This window comes from Pseudomonas qingdaonensis, from assembly GCF_018398475.1.
Lineage (GTDB): Bacteria > Pseudomonadota > Gammaproteobacteria > Pseudomonadales > Pseudomonadaceae > Aquipseudomonas > Aquipseudomonas palmensis.
Genome location: NZ_CP074676.1, coordinates 545,711 through 567,653, shown reverse-complemented (window position 1 = coordinate 567,653; position 21,943 = coordinate 545,711). Strand labels below are relative to the sequence as shown.

At 63.8% G+C, this 21,943-nt stretch carries 19 protein-coding genes and 1 pseudogene; 5 read left to right on the top strand and 15 right to left on the bottom strand.

All coding sequences use genetic code 11. The annotated features are described in order from the left end of the window. Nucleotides 1-89 precede the first annotated feature (89 nt). From KH389_RS02600 to KH389_RS02590, 3 genes and pseudogenes are all read left to right on the top strand, one after another. Nucleotides 90-365, top strand: a pseudogene (locus KH389_RS02600) (phage infection protein); the annotation flags it as partial. A gap of 112 nt (nt 366-477) precedes the next feature. Next, entirely contained in the window at nt 478-1,110 is a 633-nt protein-coding gene (locus KH389_RS02595) for a TetR family transcriptional regulator (protein ID WP_058541583.1), read from the top strand. Between the two features lie 90 nt (nt 1,111-1,200). Beyond that, a complete protein-coding gene (locus KH389_RS02590; protein ID WP_043863509.1) occupies nt 1,201-2,310 on the top strand; it encodes an AGE family epimerase/isomerase in 1,110 nt (369 codons plus the stop codon). 66 nt (nt 2,311-2,376) lie between these two features. On the opposite strand, the gene KH389_RS02585 is transcribed toward KH389_RS02590, so the two are convergent. The 6 genes from KH389_RS02585 to KH389_RS02560 form a co-directional block, all read right to left on the bottom strand. Further along, nucleotides 2,377-3,141 (bottom strand): SDR family oxidoreductase, encoded by a 765-nt coding sequence (locus tag KH389_RS02585; protein WP_043863510.1) that lies wholly within the window; start codon nt 3,139-3,141, stop codon nt 2,377-2,379. Between the two features lie 804 nt (nt 3,142-3,945). Continuing rightward, nucleotides 3,946-4,662, bottom strand: coding sequence for an ABC transporter ATP-binding protein (locus KH389_RS02580; RefSeq protein ID WP_213606827.1), 717 nt, complete (start codon nt 4,660-4,662; stop codon nt 3,946-3,948). Then, nucleotides 4,659-5,534 carry an ATP-binding cassette domain-containing protein gene (locus tag KH389_RS02575; RefSeq protein ID WP_054916169.1) on the bottom strand — a complete coding sequence of 292 codons (876 nt, stop codon included), beginning with the start codon at nt 5,532-5,534 and terminating at the stop codon, nt 4,659-4,661. Before KH389_RS02575 ends, KH389_RS02580 begins: the two co-directional genes overlap by 4 nt. Then, entirely contained in the window at nt 5,531-6,814 is a 1,284-nt protein-coding gene (gene livM / locus KH389_RS02570) for a high-affinity branched-chain amino acid ABC transporter permease LivM (protein WP_043863512.1), read from the bottom strand. Before livM ends, KH389_RS02575 begins: the two co-directional genes overlap by 4 nt. 2 nt (nt 6,815-6,816) lie before the next feature. Continuing rightward, entirely contained in the window at nt 6,817-7,731 is a 915-nt protein-coding gene (locus KH389_RS02565) for an ABC transporter permease subunit (protein ID WP_043863513.1), read from the bottom strand. A 162-nt stretch (nt 7,732-7,893) separates the two neighbouring features. Next, nucleotides 7,894-9,030, bottom strand: a complete 1,137-nt coding sequence (locus KH389_RS02560) for a branched-chain amino acid ABC transporter substrate-binding protein (RefSeq protein ID WP_213606825.1) — start codon at nt 9,028-9,030, stop codon at nt 7,894-7,896. 458 nt (nt 9,031-9,488) lie between these two features. On the opposite strand from KH389_RS02560, the gene pncB reads away from it, so the two are divergent. Both pncB and nadE read left to right on the top strand, forming a co-directional pair. Further along, on the top strand, nt 9,489-10,691 hold the full coding sequence (gene pncB, locus KH389_RS02555) for a nicotinate phosphoribosyltransferase (protein WP_043863515.1): 1,203 nt from the start codon (nt 9,489-9,491) through the stop codon (nt 10,689-10,691). A gap of 3 nt (nt 10,692-10,694) precedes the next feature. Beyond that, entirely contained in the window at nt 10,695-11,522 is an 828-nt protein-coding gene (gene nadE, locus KH389_RS02550; RefSeq protein WP_213606822.1) for an ammonia-dependent NAD(+) synthetase, read from the top strand. Nucleotides 11,523-11,623: 101 nt separating this feature from the next. Here the strand turns inward: nadE and azu are convergent, their stop codons facing one another. From azu to rpsF, 9 genes are all read right to left on the bottom strand, one after another. After that, nucleotides 11,624-12,070 carry an azurin gene (gene azu, locus KH389_RS02545; protein ID WP_043863517.1) on the bottom strand — a complete coding sequence of 149 codons (447 nt, stop codon included), beginning with the start codon at nt 12,068-12,070 and terminating at the stop codon, nt 11,624-11,626. Nucleotides 12,071-12,365: 295 nt separating this feature from the next. Then, complete coding sequence (locus tag KH389_RS02540) at nt 12,366-13,268, bottom strand: transglutaminase family protein (RefSeq protein ID WP_213606821.1); 903 nt, start codon at nt 13,266-13,268, stop codon at nt 12,366-12,368. Continuing rightward, entirely contained in the window at nt 13,268-15,739 is a 2,472-nt protein-coding gene (locus KH389_RS02535; protein WP_213606819.1) for a circularly permuted type 2 ATP-grasp protein, read from the bottom strand. The genes KH389_RS02540 and KH389_RS02535 overlap by 1 nt, the downstream gene beginning before the upstream one ends. Nucleotides 15,740-15,919: 180 nt before the next feature. Continuing rightward, nucleotides 15,920-18,223, bottom strand: coding sequence for a YgiQ family radical SAM protein (locus KH389_RS02530; RefSeq protein WP_043863520.1), 2,304 nt, complete (start codon nt 18,221-18,223; stop codon nt 15,920-15,922). 101 nt (nt 18,224-18,324) lie between these two features. After that, the gene (gene dnaB, locus KH389_RS02525) at nt 18,325-19,722 is read right to left on the bottom strand and encodes a replicative DNA helicase (protein ID WP_043863521.1); all 1,398 of its coding nucleotides are present in this window, start codon (nt 19,720-19,722) and stop codon (nt 18,325-18,327) included. A 110-nt stretch (nt 19,723-19,832) separates the two neighbouring features. Then, complete coding sequence (rplI, locus tag KH389_RS02520) at nt 19,833-20,279, bottom strand: 50S ribosomal protein L9 (protein ID WP_043863522.1); 447 nt, start codon at nt 20,277-20,279, stop codon at nt 19,833-19,835. A gap of 21 nt (nt 20,280-20,300) precedes the next feature. Then, nucleotides 20,301-21,191 carry a hypothetical protein gene (locus tag KH389_RS02515; protein WP_043863523.1) on the bottom strand — a complete coding sequence of 297 codons (891 nt, stop codon included), beginning with the start codon at nt 21,189-21,191 and terminating at the stop codon, nt 20,301-20,303. Nucleotides 21,192-21,227: 36 nt separating this feature from the next. Further along, on the bottom strand, nt 21,228-21,458 hold the full coding sequence (rpsR, locus tag KH389_RS02510; RefSeq protein ID WP_003171373.1) for a 30S ribosomal protein S18: 231 nt from the start codon (nt 21,456-21,458) through the stop codon (nt 21,228-21,230). A gap of 28 nt (nt 21,459-21,486) precedes the next feature. Continuing rightward, nucleotides 21,487-21,912 (bottom strand): 30S ribosomal protein S6, encoded by a 426-nt coding sequence (gene rpsF / locus KH389_RS02505; protein ID WP_043863524.1) that lies wholly within the window; start codon nt 21,910-21,912, stop codon nt 21,487-21,489. Nucleotides 21,913-21,943: the final 31 nt, after the last annotated feature.

Genomic DNA, 21,943 nt, shown 5'->3' with positions numbered 1-21,943 from the left:
CCATTATCTTTATGAACTTCTTTATCTGACCCCCAAGCGTAGCATTGGCGCCGTACTCACTTACCAGCCCTCCCAAGGAGCGCCAGATCATGAAACGCCCATTGCTGCTCAGTTTTGCCCTCAGCCTGCTGGCTGCCAACGCCTTCGCCGTACCCGCCACCGAACAGAACCTCTCGGCCGAAGCCCGCGACAGCGCCAGCGTCATTGCACAGCCCCTCAAGACCCTGGCCGAAGGCGGTTCTGACCGCCTGATCGAGCGCAGCAACCGCGTTGCCGAAGGTGGTTCCGACCGCCTTGTCGAACGCAGCACTCGCATCGCCGAAGGCGGCTCGGACCGTCTGATCGAACGCAACAGCCGCGCGAGCTGAGCCCATGCGCCAGTGCCCGCGCCCACAGCCCGGTCCATCGACCGGGCTTTGTTTTTTGCGGCCCAGGCCCTAGAGTGCAGGGCTGTATGACTGTGAACCGATACTCGCCATGCTGCCGCGCGCCGAACAAAAGCTACAGACCCGACAGGCCCTGCTGGATGCCGCCCGCCACCTGATGGAGAGCGGCCGAGGCTTTGGCAGCATCAGCCTGCGCGAGGTAGCCAAGACCGCCGGCATCGTGCCCACCGGCTTCTACCGCCACTTCTGCGACCTGGACCAGCTGGGGCTGGCACTGGTCAACGAGGTGGACGAAACCTTCCGCCAGACCATCCGCCTGGTGCGCCACAACGAATTCGAACTGGGCGGCATCACCGATGCTTCGGTGCGCATCTTTCTCGATGTGGTGGCGGCCAACCGGGCGCAGTTCCTGTTCCTGGCCCGCGAGCAGTACGGTGGCTCGCAGCCGGTGCGCCAGGCCATCGCCAAGCTGCGCGAAGGGATCAGCTCGGACCTGGCGGCGGACCTCCAACGCATGCCGCGCTGGCGGCATCTGGACGACGCGGCACTGGGGGTGATGGCCGACCTGGTGGTCAAGACCGTGTTCGCCACCCTGCCCGAGCTGATCGACTCGCCGGCCGAGCCGGTACCGGGGCAGTTGAGCGCGCAGGCGAAGATCACCCAGCAGTTGCGCTTCATCTTTGTCGGGGCCAAGTACTGGCAAGGGCTCGGCGATCTGCGCTGAGCCCTTGGCTTGCCAGCGAAGGGGTGCTCAAGCCGAACCGCAATTCCTGCTACCATGCGCCACAAACGCCCACCGCGACGACGCCTCTCCATGCCCGACCTTCGTACCGCCCAGCCTGAACTCCCTGCCCTGCTCGACAGCGTCCAGCAGCACTTCGCCCAGCGCATCGTGCCGCTGTGGCAAGGCCCGGGCTGGAACGCGGACATGGCCCTGCCATTCGAAGCCCTCGACCCGCAGCACCGGCCCCTGCCGGTACAGCGCTACCGTGCCATGGCCTGCGCGCGCCAGCTGTACCTGTTCAGCAGCCGCATCGAGCAGCCCGGCGCCGCGGAACGTGCCGCCGCCCTGCTGCGCACCCTGCAACGCCACTTTCACGACGCCGAGCACGGCGGCTGGTTCTACAGCATCGACGCCCAGGGCAACCCGCTGGACCGCACCAAGGACCTCTACACCCACGCCTTCATCGTGTTCGCCTGCGCGCATTACTGGGGCAAGGTGAACGAAGCAATGGCCGAGTCGACCTTGAATGCAGCCCTTGAAGTGGTGCTGGAGCGCTTTGCCACCGAGCACGGCCTGTACGAGGCGAGCCTGGCCGAAGACTGGTCGACGCTGGGCAGCGGGCCGTTGCAGAACCCGCTGATGCACCTGGCCGAAGCCTTCCTCGCCACCCTGTCGGTGCGTCACGACGCGGTGGTACAGGACGCGCTGGTGAACCTCACCGAGGCCATGCAGGCACACTTCATCGACCCGGCACATGGGGTGATGCTGGAGAAACCGCGCGGGGCTGTGGATAACTGGTTCGAACCGGGGCACCAGTTCGAGTGGTTCTATCTGCTCGAATCCTCACCGCTGCTGCGCGGCGGCGCGCTGCATGGCTCGTTGAGCCGCGCATTCGGCTATGCCGAGCAACAGGGGGTAAAGGACGGTGCGGTGCTGGCGATGCTCAATGTCGACGGCAGCGTGCGTGACGCCACCCAGCGCATCTGGGCCCAGGCCGAGTACCTGCGTGCGTTGGCGCTGCGGCCCGACAGCGCGGGCAAGGTGCTGGCGCAACTGCAGGCATTGCAGCAGAACTTTCTGCATGACGGCGGCTGGCATGAATGCCGCGACGCCAGTGGCGCGGTGAGCCGGCACGATATGCCGTCGACCACGCCGTACCACCTGGCGACCTGCCTGGAAGGGTTGCAGCGCGCCCTCTGACGCCTTCGCCAGCAACGCTGGCTCCTACATGAGTTGCAGGAGCCGGCCTTGCCGGCGACAGTGCACTCAGGCCTTCGAACGATCGATCGAGAACCCCGCCCACGCCTGGCTCACCGGCATCAGCTCGAGGCTGTTGATGTTGATGTGCGCCGGCTGGTTGAGAATCCAGAAGATGGTCTCGGCAATGTCCTGCGGCTGGATCGGCTCGGCACCGGCATAGGTGGCGTCGTAGCGCGCCTTGTCACCCCCGAAGCGCACCAGCGAGAACTCGCTCTCGCACAGCCCCGGCTCGATGTTGCTGACCCGCACGCCCGTGCCCTGCAGGTCGCAGCGCAGGCTCAGCGAGAACTGCCCGACGAACGCCTTGGTACCGCCATACACATGGCTGCCCGGGTACGGATAGTTGCCCGCCACCGACCCGACGTTGAGGATCGTCGCGCCACGCCCGTGGGCGATCAGGCGCGGCAGCAGCAGGCGGGTGCTGTACATCAGGCCCTTGATGTTGGTGTCGACCATGGTCTCCCAGTCGTCCAGGTCGCACTTGGGCGCCGGGTCGGCACCCAGGGCCAGGCCGGCGTTGTTGATCAGCCCGCGCAGCTTGGCAAAGGTCGGCGGCAAGCCTTCGATGGCCGCTTCCATGGCCTTGCGGTCACGCACATCGAGTACCAGGCCATGCACTTCGGTCTGCTTGGACAGCTCCGCACACAGCGCCTCCAGGCGCTCCTGGCGCCGACCGGTCAGCACCAGCGACCAGCCCGCCTCGGCGAAGCGACGTGCGCAGGCTTCGCCAAAACCGGAGGTGGCGCCCGTGATGAATACGGTGGAAGTCATGGAAAATCTCCTCGGGAAAACGTGCCCACGGGCAACTGATCGACAGGGCGTGCAGCATGCCCCGCCACGGCGCTGCGCAGCAAGCCGAAAATCAACTGTACAAAAAACGATCAAAACCCTGAAAGCCTTGCCCCGCAAGGCCCGGCGCGAGCTGTACGCACGTTATCCACAGGCCCTTCCACACAGACTGGGGGCAACTGCACAGGCTGCGGCCCACGGTTTGAGCGGGCTGTGGCCTGGCGCGGGAAGTATTTCGCTTGACCTGGCGGCCGCCCCTTGAACAACGCGACAGTCAGAGAGGCAAAAGGATAACTGCAGTGATGGCCCGAGGCCTTTGATCTCGCTGCCTGCACCAGTCTTTCCAGTGCTTGCCCACAGAGTTATCCACAGGCTGCACAGGTGAAATGAGGGGCAATCGACCTCGCCATAAAAGCCTTGACAAATGCCCGCTGCAGCGTCTGAAAAACCGCTGCTCAAAAAACAACCACACCTCTGTAAGCCTTGTATTACATGGTCTTCAGCCATGTACTACCAAGTTACCCACAGTCGGTTCCACACGAATCGGGGACAACTTCAATGCCTTTGAAAACAAGTGCCTGGAGCGACGTTGTGTCGCGTTACCTGCACACCTTCAAATAACTTTTCCACAATCTGCCGCAAGGCCGATCTGCGGCCCGATCGCGATTCAAGCCCGCTCCCACAAGGTTCACCGCTGCCCCTGTGGGAGCGGGCTCGACCCGCGATTGGGCCGTAATACGCACAAAAAAAACCCCGGCAAGCCGGGGTCTGTGTGGTTGGGCAGTGTCAGTGCCCACCCAGATACGCGTTGCGCACCTCCTCGTTGACCAGCAGTTCCTGGCCGGTGCCGGTCATGCGGATCTGCCCGTTGACCATCACGTAGGCGCGGTCCGACAGCTTGAGCGCATGGTTGGCGTTCTGTTCCACCAGGAAGATGGTCATGCCGGTCTTGGCCAGCTCGCGCAAGGTCGAGAAGATCTGCTTGACCACGATCGGCGCCAGCCCCAGCGACGGTTCATCCAGCAACAGCAACTTGGGCCGGCTCATCAGCGCCCGGGCAATCGCCAGCATCTGCTGCTCGCCACCGGACATGGTCATCGCCCGCTGGTTGCGCCGTTCCTTGAGCCGCGGAAAAAGCTCGAACATGCGCTGCATGTCCTCGCCGGCGAACTTGTCGCCAATCGGGATGGTGCCCATCATCAGGTTCTCTTCCACCGACATGTCCGGGAACACCCGGCGCCCCTCCGGCGACTGCGCGATGCCGTTGGAGGCGATGTAGTGGGACGACTTGTGGGTGATATCGGTGCCCCGGTAGAGGATCTGCCCCGACGCCGCGCGCGGCTGGCCGAAGATCGACATCAGCAGCGTGGACTTGCCCGCGCCGTTGGAGCCGATCAGGCTTACCGTCTCGCCTTCGTCGATGTGCATCGAGACCTTTTTCAGCGCCTGGATCGGGCCGTAGAACACGTTCAGGTCCTTCAGTTCGAGGATCGGTACGCTCATGCCAGCTCCTCTTCATCGGCGCCCAGGTAGGCCGCGATCACCGTCGGGTTGTTGCGGATCTCCTGCGGCGCGCCCTCGGCGATCACGTTGCCGTGGTCCAGCACCACGATATGGTCGGAAATGCTCATTACCATGCCCATGTCATGTTCGATCAGTACCACCGTCAGGTCATGCTCGTCGCGCAGCACGCGGATCATGCGGCTGAGCGCTTCGGTTTCCTGCGGGTTGAGGCCGGCGGCGGGTTCGTCCAGGCAGATGATCTGCGGGCGCGTGCACATGGCCCGGGCAATTTCCAGGCGGCGCTGCTGGCCATAGGAGAGTTCGCCGGCCAGGCGGTTGGCGCAGTCCACCAGGTCGACCACCTCCAGCCAGTAGAAGGCATGGTCCAGGGCGTCGCTCTCGGCCTGACGGTAGGCCTTGGTGTTGAGCACCCCGGCCAGCAGGTTGCGGTTGACCCACATGTGCTGGGCCACCAGCAGGTTCTCCACCACCGACATTTCCTTGAACAGGCGAATGTTCTGGAAAGTACGCGCCAGCCCCGCCCGGTTGACCAGGTGGGTGCCGCCGAACATCTTGTAGTACAGGCGGCTGGCAAAGCTTCTGGGCGACACGAAGTCGGCCGCCTGGAAGCGTTCGCCCAGCAGCTGGATGACATTGGTGCGAGTGCCGCGCAGGTTCAGCTCGATCTTGCCGCCGCTGGCCTTGTAGAACCCGGTAAGGCAGTTGAACACGGTGGTCTTGCCCGCGCCGTTGGGGCCGATAAGCGCGAAGATGGCGTTGCGCCGGACCTTCAGGCTCACGTCGCTGAGCGCCTTGATGCCGCCGAACTGCATCATCAGGTTGTCGACCGAAAGAATCACTTCGTCGCTCATGGCGCCACTCCTTTACGCGGGACCACACCGGTGCGGCTGATGCGGATCAGCCCACGCGGTCGCCAGATCATCATCAACACCATCAGCACGCCGAACAGCAGCACGCGGTACTCGGAGAAGCTGCGCAGCAGCTCCGGCGCCACGGTCAGCACGAAGGCGGCGATCACCACCCCGACCGTCGAGCCCATGCCGCCGAGCACCACGATGGCCAGGATCAGCGCCGACTCGAAGAAGGTGAACGAGGACGGGTTGACGAAGCCCTGGTAGCTGGCGAAGAACACCCCGGCCAGGCCTGCGGTGGACGCACCCAGGGTGAACGCCGAGAGCTTGACCAGCACATGGTTCAGGCCCATCGAGCGGCAGGCGATCTCGTCCTCGCGCAGTGCTTCCCAGGCGCGCCCCACCGGCATGCGGGTGAGCCGGTGCTTGATGTACAGCACCGCCAGCACCACCAGGAACAGCACGATGTAGATGAACAGGAATTTCACGTTGGGGTTGTAGTCGATGCCGAAGAACTCGTGGAACGGTACCCCGCCGTCCTTGGCCCGGCGCCCGAATTCCAGGCCCATGAAGGTCGGCGACGGTACCGGCATGCCGTTGGGCCCGCCGGTGAACGACAGCCAGTTGTTGAGCACCAGGCGGATGATCTCGCCAAAGCCCAGGGTCACGATGGCCAGGTAGTCCCCGTGCATCCTCAGCACCGGAAAGCCCAGTATGCAGCCGGCCAGTGCCGCGGCGATCGCCGCCAGCGGCAGCACCGTCCAGAAGCCCAGCCCCAGGTACTGGTAGCCCAGCGCCAGGCCATAGGCACCGATGGCGTAGAACGCCACGTAGCCCAGGTCGAGCAGCCCGGCCAGGCCCACCACGATGTTCAGCCCCAGGCCCAGCAGCACGTAGATCAGCCCGAGGATGACCACGGTAAGCAGGTACTTGTTGGCGAAGAACGGGAACACGATGGCAATCACGATCAGTGCCGGGATGATCCAGCGCAGGCGCGACTTGTAGTCCGGCGCCAGTACATGCACACCCGAGCCACTGCTCTCGAAGCCCTGCAGGATGGCCTGGCCCTTGCTGGTCTGCAGGAACAGGCTGAGCACGAAGCGACCCAGCATCACCCCCGCCACCAGCCAGGCGACACGCGCGGGCTGCATGTTGAAGCTGTAGCCGTCGAGCACCACGCCGACGATGGGGCCGAACACGATCAGGGAAATCAGCCCGGCGAGAACCATATCGACCAGGCTGCGCTTGATATCGATGGAAGCGTTTTTGGCAGCAGACATACTTACACCTTGGCCACGAGTGGGCGACCCAGCAGGCCTTGGGGACGGAAGATCAGGATCAGTACCAGCAGCGAGAAGCTGAACACGTCCTTGTAGTCGGAGTTGATCAGCCCGGAGAACAGCGACTCGGAAATCCCCAGGATGATGCCCCCGAGCATCGCGCCCGGCAGCGAGCCGATACCGCCCAGCACCGCCGCGGTGAAGGCCTTGATGCCGATGATGAAGCCGGCATAGAAGTCGAAGGTGCCGTAGTTCATGGTGATCAGCACGCCGGCCAGCGCGGCCATCACCGCACCGATGACGAACACGTAGGAGATCACCCGGTCGGTGTTGATGCCCAGGATCGAGGCCATCTTGCGGTCCTGCTGGGTGGCCCGGCACATGCGCCCCAGCTTGGTGAACTTGATGATGTAGGTGAGCGCGGCCATGCCGACGAAGGCTGCCACCAGGATGAAGATCTTGGTGTAGGTCAGTTGCACGAAGCCGGTGCCCACTTCAAGGCGCCAGGCGCCTTCGAGCAGGGTCGGCACGCCCTGTTGGCGGGCGCCCTGGCTGATCTGCGCGTAGTTCTGCAGGATCAGCGAAATGCCGATGGCACTGATCAGCGGTGCCAGCCGGGTGGAGTTGCGCAGGGGTTTGTAGGCGATGCGTTCGATGGTCCAGCCATACACGCCGGTGACCACCACCGTGAAGATCAGCGTCCCGAGCATCAGCAGGGGAAAGGACTCGATACCGAAATACGCCAGCAATGCCAGGCTGATAGCCGCCAGGTAGGCGGAAATCATGTACACCTCGCCGTGCGCGAAGTTGATCATGCCGATGATGCCATAGACCATTGTGTAGCCGATGGCGATCAGACCATAGACCGACCCCAGGGTCAGACCATTGATCAGTTGCTGCAGGAAAATACCATCCATAACGCAATCTCACGTATTTGAGATTGCACAAGCGCCGACCACGTTGCACCGCCGTTGAGGCGGTACAAGCGGCGCCGGGTTGTGCAGATCTACGAGAAAAGACAGGTACGGCAAAAACCGGGGCGCGCCCCGGGCAGCGAGTGCCCGGGGTGCCGGCCGTTGTTATTTTTGTTTTTCCAGTTGGTGATACTTGCCGTCCTTGTCCCACTGGTAGACCACGTAGTCGGACACGGTCAGGTCACCCTTGGCGTCCCACTTCTTCTCGCCCATCACGGTCTGCACCGGGTTGGCCTTGAGCCACTTGGCAGCGTCTTCACCCTTGTTCGACTTGGAACCGTTGAACGCGGCGGCCAGGGCCTGGATCGAGGCGTAGGCGTACAGGGTGTAGCCTTCGGGCTCGGTACCGGCCTTGCGGAACTCGTCCACCACCGCCTTGCTGTCGGGCAGCAGGCGCGGGTCGGCGCCAAAGGTCATGTACACGCCATCGACGTACTGCTTGCCGCCGGCGGTCGACACCAGTTCGTCGGTGACGATGCCGTCGTCGGACATGAACTTGACGTCCTTGAGCCCCTGCTCGCGCATCTGGCGTACCAGCGGGCCGGCTTCGGGGTGCAGGCCGCCGAAGTAGACCACGTCGGCACCGGTGGAGCGGTTCTTGGTGACCACGGCGCTGAAGTCCTTCTCGCCACGGGTCAGGCCCTCGTACAGCACCGGGGTGACGCCGCGCTTGGTCAACTGCGCCTTGGTGGCGTCGGCCAGGCCCTGGCCATAGGTGTCCTTGTCGTGCAGCACGGCAACCTTCTTGCCCTTGAGCACATCGACGATGTAGTCGCCGGCCACGATGCCCTGCTGATCGTCGCGCCCGCACATGCGGAACATGGCGCTCAGGCCACGTTCGGTGACCTGCGGGTTGGTCGAGCCGGGGGTGATGGCGATGACCCCGGCCTCGTCGTACACCTCCGACGCCGGGATGGTGTTGGACGAGCAGAAGTGCCCGACCACGCCGATGACCTTGTCCTGGTCGACCAGGCGGTTGGCCACGGCCACCGCCTGCTTGGGCTCGCAGGCATCGTCGCCCTTGACCAGCACGATCTTCTCGCCGTTGATGCCGCCCGCGGCATTGATCTTGTCGGTGGCCGCCTGCGCACCTTTCATGTATTGCTCGCCAAACGCCGCGTTGGCACCGGTCATCGGGCCCGCTACACCGATCTTGACGTCGGCCTGTACATACGAAGACACGCCCATCGCCGTGGCAACGGCGAGGGCCAGAAAGCCTTTCTTGTAAAACGTCTGCGACATGAGGTGGTGCTCCTGAGTTTTTTTGGTTGGCACTACAACGTTCAGCAATTGCGATGAGCAAGGGCCGTGCCATTGGATTTTTATTCTGTAAAAACTCGCGATCAGGTTCGGCAGGCGCCGCTTTCGCGCCTTTTCCACGGGCCGTGCAACCTCCTGCCCTGCACCTGGCGCCACCCACGAACCGCTTGAAGCGCAACCCTTGAGTGCCATCATTGCAACCCCGACCTGTGTTTACGTGCAACCAGCCTGTAACAAGATACGTAACCGAACTGCACATCCTTGGTGCGCATCTGCTACAGCGGGCACCATAAGAGGCTAGCTGGCCAATGCGAAAACCGCCGCTACCCATAGCCTGCTACCGAATTACCCCGTCGGCGCCGGCCTCAGCGGCAAAAAGACTGGCACAATGGACTGCATTGGCGGCCCCGGATGGGCGCACGCCCGACCTGGAGTCCTTTATGAGCGAAAGTGCCTTCGCCAACCGCATCGTGCAGAGCCTGCTCGATACCGATTTCTACAAGCTGACGATGATGCAGGCGGTGCTGCACAACTACCCCAACGTGGATGTGGAGTGGGAGTTCCGCTGCCGAAACGGCGAAGACCTGCGCCCCTATCTGGCGCAGATCCGCGCACAGATCGAGCGCCTCAGCGAGCTGAGCATCAGTGCCGAGCAGTTGGGCTTCCTGGAGCAGATCAGCTTCATGAAGCCGGACTTCCTGCGCTTTCTGGGGCTGTTTCGCTTCAACCTGCGCTACCTGCACCTGGCCATCGAGCACGATGAACTGGTATTGCGCCTGCACGGTCCGTGGCTGCACGTGATCCTGTTCGAGGTGCCGCTGCTGGCGATCATCAGCGAGGTGCGCAACCAGCACCGTTATCCACAGATCAAGCTGGTGGATGCACGCGACCAGCTGTACCGCAAGTTCGACTGGCTGCGCGCCAATGCCAGCAGCGAGGAGCTGGCCGAACTGCAGGTGGCCGACTTCGGCACCCGCCGACGCTTCTCCTACAAGGTCCAGGAACAGGTGGTGAAGGTGCTGACGGCGGAGTTCCCGGCGCGCTTCGTGGGCACCAGCAACGTGCACCTGGCACGCAAACTGGATATCAAACCGCTGGGCACCATGGCCCACGAGTGGATCATGGCCCACCAGCAGCTCGGCCCGCGGCTGATCGACAGCCAGATCGCCGCCCTGGACTGCTGGGTGCGCGAGTACCGCGGGCTGTTGGGAATAGCACTGACCGACTGCATCACCATGGATGCATTCCTCGGCGACTTCGACCTGTACTTCGCCAAGCTCTTCGATGGCCTGCGCCATGACTCCGGCGATCCGGTGCAATGGGCAGAGAAGGCCATCGCGCATTACCGCAAGCTGGGGATCGACCCGATGACCAAGACGCTGGTGTTCTCGGACGGGCTGAACCTGACCAAGACCCTGGAGATATTCCGCGCCTTGCGCGGGCGCATCAATGTCAGCTTCGGCATCGGCACCAACCTCACCTGTGACATTCCCGGGGTGGCGCCGATGAGCATCGTACTTAAAATGACCGACTGCAACGGCCAGCCGGTGGCGAAGATTTCCGATGAAGCGGCCAAGACCCAATGCCGCGACGCCAACTTCGTCGCCTACCTGCGCCACGTATTCAAAGTGCCCAAGGAGTAACCCATGCAAGCCGTCCAGCGAGAGATTGCGCAGCAGCTCAAGGTTCAGCCGCCGTTCGCCGACGCGGCCGCGCTCGAGGCCGAGAAGGCCCGGCGCGTGGCCTTCATCCAGCAATGCCTGAAGAACGCCGGGCTCAAGACCCTGGTGCTGGGCATCAGCGGTGGTGTCGACTCGCTGACCGGCGCCCTGCTCGCCCAGCGCGCGATCAACGAGCTGCGCGAACAGACGGGCGATGTGCATTACCGCTTCATCGCCGTACGCCTGCCGTACCAGGTGCAGCATGACGAGCATGACGCCCAGGCGTGCATCGATTTCATCCAGCCCGACGAATGCCATACGGTGAACATCGCGCCGGCGGTGCAGGCGCTGGCGGCCGAGGTCGAGGCGCTCAGGGACGGCAAGCCGGCGCTGGTGGATTTCGTGGTGGGCAACACCAAGGCGCGCATGCGCATGGTGGCGCAGTACACCATTGCCGGGGCACGTGGCGGGCTGGTGATCGGCACGGATCACGCGGCCGAGGCGGTGATGGGGTTCTTTACCAAGTTCGGTGACGGGGCCTGCGACCTGGCGCCGTTGAGCGGGCTGGTGAAACATCAGGTGCGCGACATCGCACGCAGCTTTGGCGCGCCGGAGTCACTGGTGGAGAAGGTGCCGACCGCCGACCTGGAAGACCTGGCGCCGGGCAAGCCGGACGAGGCATCGCATGGGGTGACCTATGCGCAGATCGATGCGTTTCTGCACGGCGAGGCAGTGAGCGAGGAAGCGTTCGAGATCATCAAGCGCACGTACGAGAAGACGCATCACAAGCGCGAGATGCCGTTCGCCCCGTAAAAGCATCGCGGGTCAAGCCCGCTCCCACAGGTACATCACTGCCTTCAAGACCAGTGTTGTACCTGTGGGAGCGGGCTTGACCCGCGATTGGCAACGCCGCGTTACTTCAGGGTAACAGTGCCTTTCATCATCGAGATGTGGCCAGGGAACGAGCAGAAGAAGCCGTACTTCTCGTCAGCCTTGAGCTTGGAAACATCGAAGGTCACCGAGTCCTTCTCACCAGCACCGATCACCTTGGTGTGGGCGATCACGCGGTCATCACCTTCCTTCAGGTAATCCTTGTCGATACCGGCGCTCAGGCCGTCGGTGGCGATTGGCTGCATGTCAGCTTCTTTGCTGATCACCAGGTTGTGGCCCATGACGTTCTTCGGCAGGTTGCCCGAGTGGGTCAATTCGACGGTGAAAGTCTTGCAGCTCTTGTCGATCTCAATGGCCTTGGTGTTGAAGGACATCTGGTCGGTGGAATCGACCGTGACCTTGCAATCGGCAGCGAAGACCTGGGCACTGGCGAGGGTCAGCAGGGATACCGCAACAGCTTTGGCAAACATCGTGAATCTCCTTGGCAGGGGTTTTTTATCCGTTTCTATACTGCCCCAGAGCGTCCCCCACCGGCCTGATATGAGTCAAGGGGCAGGTTAGGCGCGCTGGTAGTAAATTTTCGCTATGGATTGTATACACAAAATCCGCGGGACCATCATGCGCCATTCAGGGACGATGAGACAACCTCTCAATTAGGAGTACAGGACATGTCCCTTGGTAGTCTGATGCGCAGCCTGCTGGCTGCCTATGCCTGCGGTGCCACTGGCAGCAACGTCGAATTCGCACGGCCGGAGTGATGGGCCGTCACGCCGGGCCTTCATCCAGCGGCAACACCGTCACCTGCACCTGCGGGTCATGGCTGCCCCCGCCCAGAATCACCCCACGCAGCGGTGACACATCGGAAAAATCCCGGCCCCAGGCCAGGGTGATGTGCTCCAGCGTCGGCAGCAGGTTGTTGGTGGGGTCGAAATCCACCCAGCCGTTGACCGGGCAATACACCGACACCCACGCGTGCGAGGCATCGGCCCCGATCAGCCGGGCCTGCCCGGGCGGCGGGCGCGTCAGCAGGTAGCCGCTGACATAGCGCGCCGCCAGCCCGCGCGAGCGCAGGCACGCGAGCATCAGGTGGGCGAAGTCCTGGCACACGCCGCGGCGACGCTGCAGCACCTCCACCAGCGGGGTGGCCACCTGGGTGGCACTGGCATCGAAGGTGAACTGGCTGAAAATCTGCTGCATCAGGGCCTGCACGCACAGCAGCAACGGCTGGCCCGGGGCGAAACACGGCTCGGCAAACGCGACGAAACGCTGCTTCAGCCGCACATACGGCGATTCGAAACGAAAGCGGCACGCCTCCAGCGTGGCCGCAGGCAGCGCCTGCCCCGAATACGCCAGCGCCTGGCACACCTGTTCCCACGGCGGCGAGGCAGCCAGCACCGGCGCGGCGCGCGACAGCACGTTCACCTGCACCCGCGTCACCACGCGCAGTTGATCATGCTGGCGCTCCAGCGCCAGCCGGGTCAGCGGGTTGCCGAAGCCGTCGAGCTCGTCGCGCCGCCGGGTCGGCAGCGGGTCGACCTGCAATTGCCGGTCTTCGCACTGCTGCCAGGCACAGGCCCGTGGCCACAGATGCACCAGTTGCTGGGCCAGGGACACCGGGCTGTCATAGCGGTAATGGGTGTCGTGCAGTACCTGGTAGCGCGCGCTCATCAGGCCGACACCGTCTGCTGGCTGATGTCATCGACATGCACGAAGTGGCGCAGCGCCAGTCGCTCGGAGGCCTGCAGGCTGGCCTTGGCGATCTCGCCCAGCAACTCGGCCAGGCCATCGAGCACCGCGCGCACGCTGGCCTTGCCGAACAGCGCGTGCTCCAGGCTGCCCAGGTCGAAGTGGTACAGGCGCTCGGCCAGCAGGGCCAGGGTCGGGTCTGGCGGGCTGCCGAACTCATCGCTGGAGCGCTCCAGGGCGCGCACCAGCAGCTTGAGCTGGAACAGCACCGCATGGGGGTTCTGCTGGTCGAGCAGGAGCAGGTCCAGCACCGGGATCAACTGCGCCACCGCCAGGTAGCGCGAGCGGTAGGTGATGCTGCTGTTGCCCAGTTCAAGCAGCCATTCCAGGCCTGCCTGGTCGAAGGCGCCGGGGCCGCGCAGAAAACTGGCCAGGCTCAGGCTCAAGCCCTGCAGGCGCTCGATGCGCCGCCCGATCATCAGAAAGCGCCAGCCTTCATCGCGGGTCATGTCGTCCAGGGCAAAGCCGGACAGCGCCGCCAGCGACATCACCAGGCGGTTGAGAAAATCCAGCAGCTCGCCGAAGTCCACCGTCTGCCCACCCAGCGCCTGGGCTTCGTGCTGCAACTCCACCAGCGCCTGCCAGTTCTCCCGCGAGAGCTTGCCGCGCACCTGGGCGGCGGTCCACTGCAGGCGCTGCAGGTTGGCGCGCAGGCTGAACGCCCAGTCGGCATCGAGCAAGGCGGCGCGCAGGCGCTCGGCCAGGGTGCCCTCGGGGGGCAGCAGCTCAAGCTCTTCGGCCAGGGCCACCGCCGCCTGCCAGGTGGACGGATGTTCGCCATCCAGGTAGCGGCTGAGCAGGATGCGCAGCAGGCGCGCGCTGGTGTCGCAGCGCTCGCAATAGCGGCCGAACCAGAACAGGTTTTCCACGACCCGCGACGGCAGGTACGGGTCCTGGCGGATCAGATCGGCCACGCCAAGGGCGCGGCTGGCCTGCCACTGTTCGCCGACCGGGGCCGCCTCGCCGAGTACCCAGGTGTCCTTGCTGGCCCCGCCGCGCTGCATCGACACCACCTCGGCATCGGCCAGGGCGGCCACCCGGGTCAAGCCGCCGGACAGCACCCGGTAGCCATCGGCGGTGGCCACCGCATACACCCGCATGCCGATCGGCCGCGCCTGCAGCGTGCCCTGCCATACCGGCGCCTGGGACAACTGCGCCAGTTCCTGTGCCACGTAGGCATACGGGCGTGCACGGATGCGCCCGGCCAAGGCATCGCGCGCCGCCTCGTCCAGGTCGCGCCCGAACAGCGCAGCGAAACTTTGCGAGGGGAACGCCGGCTTGATCAGCAGCTCCGGCAGCCTGGCCAGGGCCTGCTCCAGCGCAGGCGGCTCGCCGCACCACCAGGTGGCGATCGACGGCAGGCTCAGGGCCTCGCCGAACAGGTGCTGGTTGATGGCTGGCAGAAAGCCGAGCAGGCCGGGAGATTCGAGCACCCCGCTGCCCAGCGCATTGGCCACCAGCACGCGGCCCTGGCGTACCGCGTCGAGCAGGCCGGGCACGCCGAGGGCCGAGTCGGTACGCAGTTCCAGCGGGTCGCAGAAATCGTCGTCCAGGCGGCGCATGATCGCGTGCACCCGGCGCAGCCCGCCCAGGGTCTTGAGGTAAACCGTGGCATCGCGCACGGTCAGGTCGCTGCCTTCGACCAGCGGGTAACCCAGCTGGCGGGCGAGGAACAGGTGCTCGAAATAGCTTTCGTTGAAGCGCCCCGGGGTCAGCAGCACCACCAGTGGCGGTTCCTGACCGCTGGGTGCCAGGCGCAGCAGGCTCTGTTGCAGGTTGCGAAAGAAGCCGGCCAGGTGCTGCACGTGCAGGTCGCGGTACAGGTCCGGCAGGGTGCGCGTGACCAGCGTGCGGTTCTCCAGCGCGAAGCCGGCCCCGGAGGGCGCCTGGGTGCGGTCGGCGGTGACCCACCAGCGCCCATCGGGGCCGCGGGCAAGGTCGGCAGCGTACACATGCAGGAAGGTCGAGCCAGGCGGCGTGATGCCCTGGCACGGCCAGAGAAAATTGTTGTGGCCGAACACCAGCTCGGACGGCAGCAGGCCTTCGCCGATCAGGCGCTGCGGGCCATAGATGTCGGCCAGTACCGCGTTGAGCAGGTGCGCGCGCTGGGCGATGCCCGCCGCCAGCGCCTGCCACTCCTGCGCGGGGATCAGCTGCGGCAGCAGGTCCAGCTCCCACGGGCGATCGGTGCCGTCGGGGTCGGCGTAGATGTTGTAGGTGACGCCGTTTTCCTGCAGATGACGCGCCAGTTGGGCCTGGCGCTGGGCCAGCTGGGTGGGGCCGCTGCGTTGCAGGTGCTGGTGCAGGCGCTGCCAATGCGGGCGCACGCTGCCATCCGCCGCGAACATCTCGTGGTAGGAGGCAGGGCTTGGTGAGGCCAGCGGGTCAGCCATGGGCGTGCTCGGTGACGGCAGGTGATGCAGGGTAGCGTGTGGCGGGGATGGGGAGAAGGATGGATGTGGCCTTGCGGGCCTCATCGCGGGTCAAGCCCGCTCCCACAGGATAGTCAGTGGCCTATGGATCTGCACTGTACCTGTGGGAGCGGGCTTGACCCGCGATGGCCGCGACGCGTATCAGCGTGGCAACACCGGCTCGCGGGTCTTCTTGCCCTTGCCCTTGCCACCCTTGGCGGCATCCTTGCGTGCCTTGGCCGCTTCCTGGTTACGCGCAAAGGCGGCCGCCTTGGCCTGCTCGCGCTTGTCCCACGGCTTGGCACCGTCGCTGGCACGCGGCGGCAAGCCGGTGTGCTGGGTCAGGATCTTGGTTTCCTTGGCCACCTTGTGGCTGCCCGCCGGCGTCGAGTTCTTGCGCCGCGCACTCTGATAGCTGTCGGTCGCCGGCTGGTGCAGCGGGATCAACTGGTGCTTGGCCGGCCCGATCAGGTCGGCACGCCCCATGCGCTGCAGGGCCTCGCGCAGCATCGGCCAGCCCTTGGGGTCGTGGTAACGCAGGAACGCCTTGTGCAGGCGGCGCTGCTCCTCGCTCTTGACGATGGTCACCGCGTCGCTCTTGTAGGTAACCTTGCGCAGCGGGTTCTTGCCCGAGTGGTACATGGCAGTGGCCGAGGCCATCGGCGACGGGTAGAACGCCTGCACCTGGTCGGCGCGAAAGCCATTGCCCTTGAGCCACAGGGCCAGGTTCATCATGTCTTCGTCGGTAGTGCCCGGGTGCGCCGCGATGAAGTACGGGATCAGGTACTGCTCCTTGCCCGCCTCCTTGGAGTACTTCTCGAACATGCGCTTGAAGCGATCGTAGCTGCCGATACCAGGCTTCATCATCTGGTTCAGCGGGCCTTCCTCGGTATGCTCCGGGGCAATCTTGAGGTAGCCGCCCACGTGGTGGGTGACCAGTTCCTTGACGTACTCCGGCGACTCGACTGCCAGGTCGTAGCGCAGGCCCGAGGCGATCAGGATCTTCTTTACCCCCGGCAGGTCACGCGCACTGCGGTACAGCTGGATCAGCGCCGAGTGGTCGGTGTTCAGGTTGGGGCAGATGCCGGGGAACACGCACGACGGCTTGCGGCATGCAGATTCGATTTCCGGGCTCTTGCAGGCAATGCGGTACATGTTGGCGGTCGGCCCGCCCAGGTCGGAGATGACCCCGGTAAAGCCCGGCACCTTGTCGCGGATTTCTTCGATCTCGCGAATGATCGAGTCGTGGGAACGGTTCTGGATGATGCGGCCTTCGTGCTCGGTGATCGAGCAGAAGGTGCAGCCACCGAAGCAGCCACGCATGATGTTCACCGAGAAGCGGATCATGTCGTAGGCCGGGATCTTCTCCTTGCCATACGCCGGGTGCGGGACGCGCGCATAGGGCATGCCGAACACGTAGTCCATCTCTTCGGTGGTCATCGGGATGGGCGGCGGGTTGAACCACACGTCCACCTCGCCGTGCTTCTGCACCAGCGCACGGGCGTTGCCCGGGTTGGTTTCCAGGTGCAGCACGCGGTTGGCGTGGGCGTACAGCACCGCATCGCTGCGCACCTTCTCGTAGGACGGCAGGCGAATCACGGTCTTGTCGCGGGTCATGCGCGGGCTGGCCAGAATCTGCACCACCTTGGCTTCCTGCGGGTCTTCGACCGGGCCCTTCTCCTGCTCGATGGCGCAGGCCTGGGTGTCCTGGGTGTTCACGTACGGGTTGATGATCTTGTCGACCTTGCCCGGCCGGTCGATACGCGTGGAGTCCACTTCGTACCAGCCCTGCGGGGTGTCGCGGCGCACGAAGGCGGTGCCGCGGATGTCGGTGATGTCTTCGATCTTGTGGCCGTAGGACAGGCGCTGGGCGACTTCGACGATCGCGCGTTCGGCGTTGCCGTACAGCAGGATGTCGGCGCAGGCGTCGATCAGGATCGAGTGCCGCACCTTGTCCTGCCAGTAGTCGTAGTGCGCGATGCGGCGCAGCGAGGCCTCGATGCCACCCAGCACGATCGGCACGTGCTTGTAGGCTTCCTTGCAGCGCTGGCTGTAGACCAGGCTGGCACGGTCGGGGCGCTTGCCGGCCAGGCCGCCCGGGGTGTAGGCGTCGTCCGAGCGGATCTTCTTGTCGGCGGTGTAGCGGTTGATCATCGAGTCCATATTGCCGGCCGCGACACCGAAGAACAGGTTCGGCTCGCCCAGCTTCATGAAGTCGTCTTTGCTCTGCCAGTTCGGCTGGGCAATGATGCCCACCCGGAAGCCCTGGGCTTCGAGCAGCCGGCCGATGATGGCCATGCCGAACGACGGGTGGTCGACGTAGGCGTCACCGGTCACGATGATGATGTCGCAGGAATCCCAGCCGAGCTGATCCATCTCCTCCCTGCTCATCGGCAGGAATGGCGCTGGCCCGAAGCATTCGGCCCAGTACTTGGGATAGTCGAAAAGTGGTTTGGCTGCTTGCATGTCAGTGACCGGTTCTTGGTATCAGGGAAATCGCGGGCGCGGAATATAGCACAAATTTTGACCAATTCCGACGTCAGAAGTCGGAATTGGCCATCGGCACCTTATTCGTCGTCGTCGAAGTTGTAGCTGCCCGGTGCCAGGTTCTCGAAGCGCGTGTACTTGCCGATGAACGCCAGGCGCACGAAGCCGATGGGGCCGTTACGCTGCTTGCCGATGATGATCTCGGCGATGCCCTTGTGCTCGGTCTCGGGGTGGTAAACCTCGTCGCGGTACACGAACATGATCACGTCGGCGTCCTGCTCGATCGCACCCGATTCACGCAAGTCGGAGTTCACCGGGCGCTTGTTGGGGCGCTGCTCGAGGGAGCGGTTGAGCTGCGACAGGGCGATGACCGGGCAGTTGAATTCCTTGGCCAGGGCCTTGAGCGAGCGCGAGATCTCGGAAATCTCGTTGGTACGGTTGTCGCCGCTGGAGCCCGGGATCTGCATCAGTTGCAGGTAGTCGATCATGATCATGGCGATCTCGCCATGCTCACGCACCAGGCGCCGGGTACGTGCGCGCATTTCCGACGGGCTGATGCCGGCGGTGTCGTCGATGAACAGCTTGCGGTCATTGAGCAGGTTGACCGCCGAAGTCAGGCGCGGCCAGTCGTCGTCGTCCAGCTGGCCGGAACGCACCTTGGTCTGGTCGATGCGCCCCAGCGAGGAGAGCATACGCATGATCAGCGATTCGCCTGGCATCTCCAGGGAGTACACCAGCACCGCCTTGTCGCTGCGCAACACGGCGTTCTCCACCAGGTTCATGGCGAAGGTGGTCTTACCCATCGACGGACGGCCGGCCACGATGATCAGGTCGGCCGGTTGCAGGCCGCTGGTCTTCTCGTCCAGGTCGGTGTAGCCGGTGGAAATACCGGTGATGGCGCTGTCGGAGTTGAACAGCGTGTCGATGCGGTCGATGGCCTTGGTCAGCAGTTCGTTGACCCCTACCGGGCCACCGGTCTTGGGCCGCGCTTCGGCGATCTGGAAGATCTGCCGTTCGGCCTCGTCGAGGATCTCGGCGGCGTTGCGGCCCTGGGGGTTGAACGCGCTGTCGGCGATCTCGCTGCTGATGCTGATCAGCTGGCGCAGTGTGGCGCGCTCGCGAATGATCTGCGCATAGGCCTTGATGTTGGCCACCGACGGGGTGTTCTTGGCCAGCTCGCCCAGGTAACCCAGGCCACCGACCTGGGAGCTCAGGCCTTCCTTGTCGAGCTGCTCGTGCAGCGTCACCACGTCGAACGGGGTGTTGAGGTCGGCGAGCTTGTAGATGGCGCGGAAGATCAGGCGATGGTCATGCCGGTAGAAGTCGCCGTCGGAGACTTGATCGAGCACGCGCTCCCAGGCGTTGTTGTCCAGCATCAGGCCACCGAGTACGGCCTGTTCGGCCTCGATGGAATGCGGCGGCACCTTCAGGGCAGCGGTTTGCAGATCATATTGCTCGGGGGCGGTTATCTCGTTCATGGCCACTTGGGAATCAGGGTGTTGAAAAAGACAAAGGGCACGACCTGCAATGCAGGATCGTGCCCGATGTTAACCGGCTGGCACCCAGGGTGCCAGTCGATTGGTCCAGCTTAGGCTGCGACGACAACCACGCGAACGGTGGCTTCTACGTCGCTGTGCAGGTGCACGGCTACGTCGAATTCGCCAACGTTGCGGATGGTGCCGTTCGGCAGACGCACTTCAGACTTGGCCACTTCAACGCCGGAGGCGGTCAGGGCGTCAGCGATGTCGTGGGTGCCGATCGAACCGAACAGCTTGCCTTCGTCACCGGCGGTGGCAGTGATGGTCACTTCCAGCTCGGCCAGTTGGGCAGCGCGGGTTTCAGCCGAAGCTTTCTTGTCAGCAGCCAGTTTTTCCAGCTCGGCGCGACGCTCTTCGAACGCAGCCAGGTTGGCAGCGGTCGCAGCGGTAGCCTTGCCGAATGGCAGCAGGAAGTTACGACCGTAACCGGCCTTAACATTTACCTTGTCGCCCAGGTTGCCCAGGTTGGCGACTTTTTCCAGCAGGATCAGTTCCATTAGGTATAAACCTCTTAACTTTTAACCTTCACCGTTCGCGTCACCGGCATCTTTCGATGCAGAACGACCGCGAAAATCAATCAGGCTGTCGACAATGGCCAGAACCACGAGCAACGGATAAATCAGCTGCATGAACAGCACCAGCGTCACGTACATCCCCACCAACCAGAACCTGGCCAGGCGCTTCTGCGCGACCAGCCCGTGAATCAGGGCCAGCCCGGCGAACACCAGCGGTACGCTGCACAACGGTGTCAACATCGCCAGTTCGCTGCCGAAATTCGGCGCTATCAGCATGCACACCAGCAGCAACAGCGCCGGTACCAGCGGGAGCCGTATGGCGCGAAACTCGCTGCCAAAGCCTCCCGGGTTGTACAACGCGGCTTGCCAGTAGCGACCCAACATCAGGGCCAGCAGACTGACTGCCTGCAGCAATGCCGCAATCAGGCCGGTAAGCACCGGTGCGATCACGCTCCCCAGGCGGGCCCGCTCTTCTACCGTCAACTGCTGGTAGAGACCGTCGAGCATCTGCGGCAGGGCTTTTTCAAGCACCTGCGCCAGCGCTTCGATCGGTTCGCGGAACACCGAACCCAGGATGACGCCATACACCAGGCCCCAGGCGATGCTGAACAACAGCACCCGGCTCCAGGACTGTCCGGCGCGTAGCAACGCAGCCAGACCGAAGGTTCCCAGCAACACCATCAAGGTGCGCGGTTCACCGAAGAACCACCAGACCAGCGCGGGCAGCAATGCCCAGGCGAGGATCCCGGAGGCGTCCTTGAAACCGCGCCGCAGGAACACCAGGCTCCCGGCGGCGGCACTCAACCAGAACAACAGCGGCAATGCCGCACAACCGACCACTACCAGAGTGGCCTGCACGCGACCGCGCATGATGAAATCAGCTAACGCTCGCATGCACTTTATCCCTTGCTACCTGTCGACGACCCGGTCTCAGCGGCCGTGGCTGTCGGTGTAGGCCAGCAGGGCCAGGAAGCGGGCGCGCTTGATAGCGGTAGCCAGCTGACGCTGATAACGAGCTTTGGTACCGGTGATACGGCTTGGAACGATCTTGCCGGTTTCGGATACATAAGCTTTCAGGGTGTTGAGATCTTTGTAATCGATCTCTTTCACTTCTTCAGCAGTGAAGCGGCAGAATTTACGACGACGGAAGAAACGTGCCATGTAATAGGCTCCTCAAAAGGTCCGTGGATTACTCGTCAGCGTTATCGCTGTTGTCGCTGTTGTCGCTGTCATCGCCTTCGGCGTTGTCAGCGTGCTCAGGACGGTCGCGACGCTCACGGCGCTCACTGCGGTTTTCTTCAGCCTTGAGCATCTCGGACTGGCCGGTAACGGCTTCGTCGCGACGGATGACCAGGTTACGGATCACGGCATCGTTGTAGCGGAAGTTGTCTTCCAGCTCGGCCAGGGCCTTGCCGGTGCACTCAACGTTCAGCATCACGTAGTGAGCCTTGTGAACATTGTTGATTGCATAGGCCAGTTGACGACGGCCCCAGTCTTCCAGACGGTGGATCTTGCCGCCGTCTTCTTCGATCAGCTTGGTGTAACGCTCAACCATGCCGCCGACTTGCTCGCTCTGGTCAGGGTGGACCAGAAAGATGATTTCGTAATGACGCATGAATGCTCCTTACGGGTTGTAGTCTGCCACC

What these genes read in the sequence shown, in the direction of transcription:
- KH389_RS02595 (WP_058541583.1), top strand. Translation starts at nt 478, where the DNA reads ATGCTGCCGCGCGCCGAACAAAAGCTACAGACCCGACAGGCCCTGCTG.
- KH389_RS02590 (WP_043863509.1), top strand. Translation starts at nt 1,201, where the DNA reads ATGCCCGACCTTCGTACCGCCCAGCCTGAACTCCCTGCCCTGCTCGAC.
- KH389_RS02585 (WP_043863510.1), bottom strand. Translation starts at nt 3,141, where the DNA reads ATGACTTCCACCGTATTCATCACGGGCGCCACCTCCGGTTTTGGCGAA.
- KH389_RS02580 (WP_213606827.1), bottom strand. Translation starts at nt 4,662, where the DNA reads ATGAGCGTACCGATCCTCGAACTGAAGGACCTGAACGTGTTCTACGGC.
- KH389_RS02575 (WP_054916169.1), bottom strand. Translation starts at nt 5,534, where the DNA reads ATGAGCGACGAAGTGATTCTTTCGGTCGACAACCTGATGATGCAGTTC.
- livM (WP_043863512.1), bottom strand. Translation starts at nt 6,814, where the DNA reads ATGTCTGCTGCCAAAAACGCTTCCATCGATATCAAGCGCAGCCTGGTC.
- KH389_RS02565 (WP_043863513.1), bottom strand. Translation starts at nt 7,731, where the DNA reads ATGGATGGTATTTTCCTGCAGCAACTGATCAATGGTCTGACCCTGGGG.
- KH389_RS02560 (WP_213606825.1), bottom strand. Translation starts at nt 9,030, where the DNA reads ATGTCGCAGACGTTTTACAAGAAAGGCTTTCTGGCCCTCGCCGTTGCC.
- pncB (WP_043863515.1), top strand. Translation starts at nt 9,489, where the DNA reads ATGAGCGAAAGTGCCTTCGCCAACCGCATCGTGCAGAGCCTGCTCGAT.
- nadE (WP_213606822.1), top strand. Translation starts at nt 10,695, where the DNA reads ATGCAAGCCGTCCAGCGAGAGATTGCGCAGCAGCTCAAGGTTCAGCCG.
- azu (WP_043863517.1), bottom strand. Translation starts at nt 12,070, where the DNA reads ATGTTTGCCAAAGCTGTTGCGGTATCCCTGCTGACCCTCGCCAGTGCC.
- KH389_RS02540 (WP_213606821.1), bottom strand. Translation starts at nt 13,268, where the DNA reads ATGAGCGCGCGCTACCAGGTACTGCACGACACCCATTACCGCTATGAC.
- KH389_RS02535 (WP_213606819.1), bottom strand. Translation starts at nt 15,739, where the DNA reads ATGGCTGACCCGCTGGCCTCACCAAGCCCTGCCTCCTACCACGAGATG.
- KH389_RS02530 (WP_043863520.1), bottom strand. Translation starts at nt 18,223, where the DNA reads ATGCAAGCAGCCAAACCACTTTTCGACTATCCCAAGTACTGGGCCGAA.
- dnaB (WP_043863521.1), bottom strand. Translation starts at nt 19,722, where the DNA reads ATGAACGAGATAACCGCCCCCGAGCAATATGATCTGCAAACCGCTGCC.
- rplI (WP_043863522.1), bottom strand. Translation starts at nt 20,279, where the DNA reads ATGGAACTGATCCTGCTGGAAAAAGTCGCCAACCTGGGCAACCTGGGC.
- KH389_RS02515 (WP_043863523.1), bottom strand. Translation starts at nt 21,191, where the DNA reads ATGCGAGCGTTAGCTGATTTCATCATGCGCGGTCGCGTGCAGGCCACT.
- rpsR (WP_003171373.1), bottom strand. Translation starts at nt 21,458, where the DNA reads ATGGCACGTTTCTTCCGTCGTCGTAAATTCTGCCGCTTCACTGCTGAA.
- rpsF (WP_043863524.1), bottom strand. Translation starts at nt 21,912, where the DNA reads ATGCGTCATTACGAAATCATCTTTCTGGTCCACCCTGACCAGAGCGAG.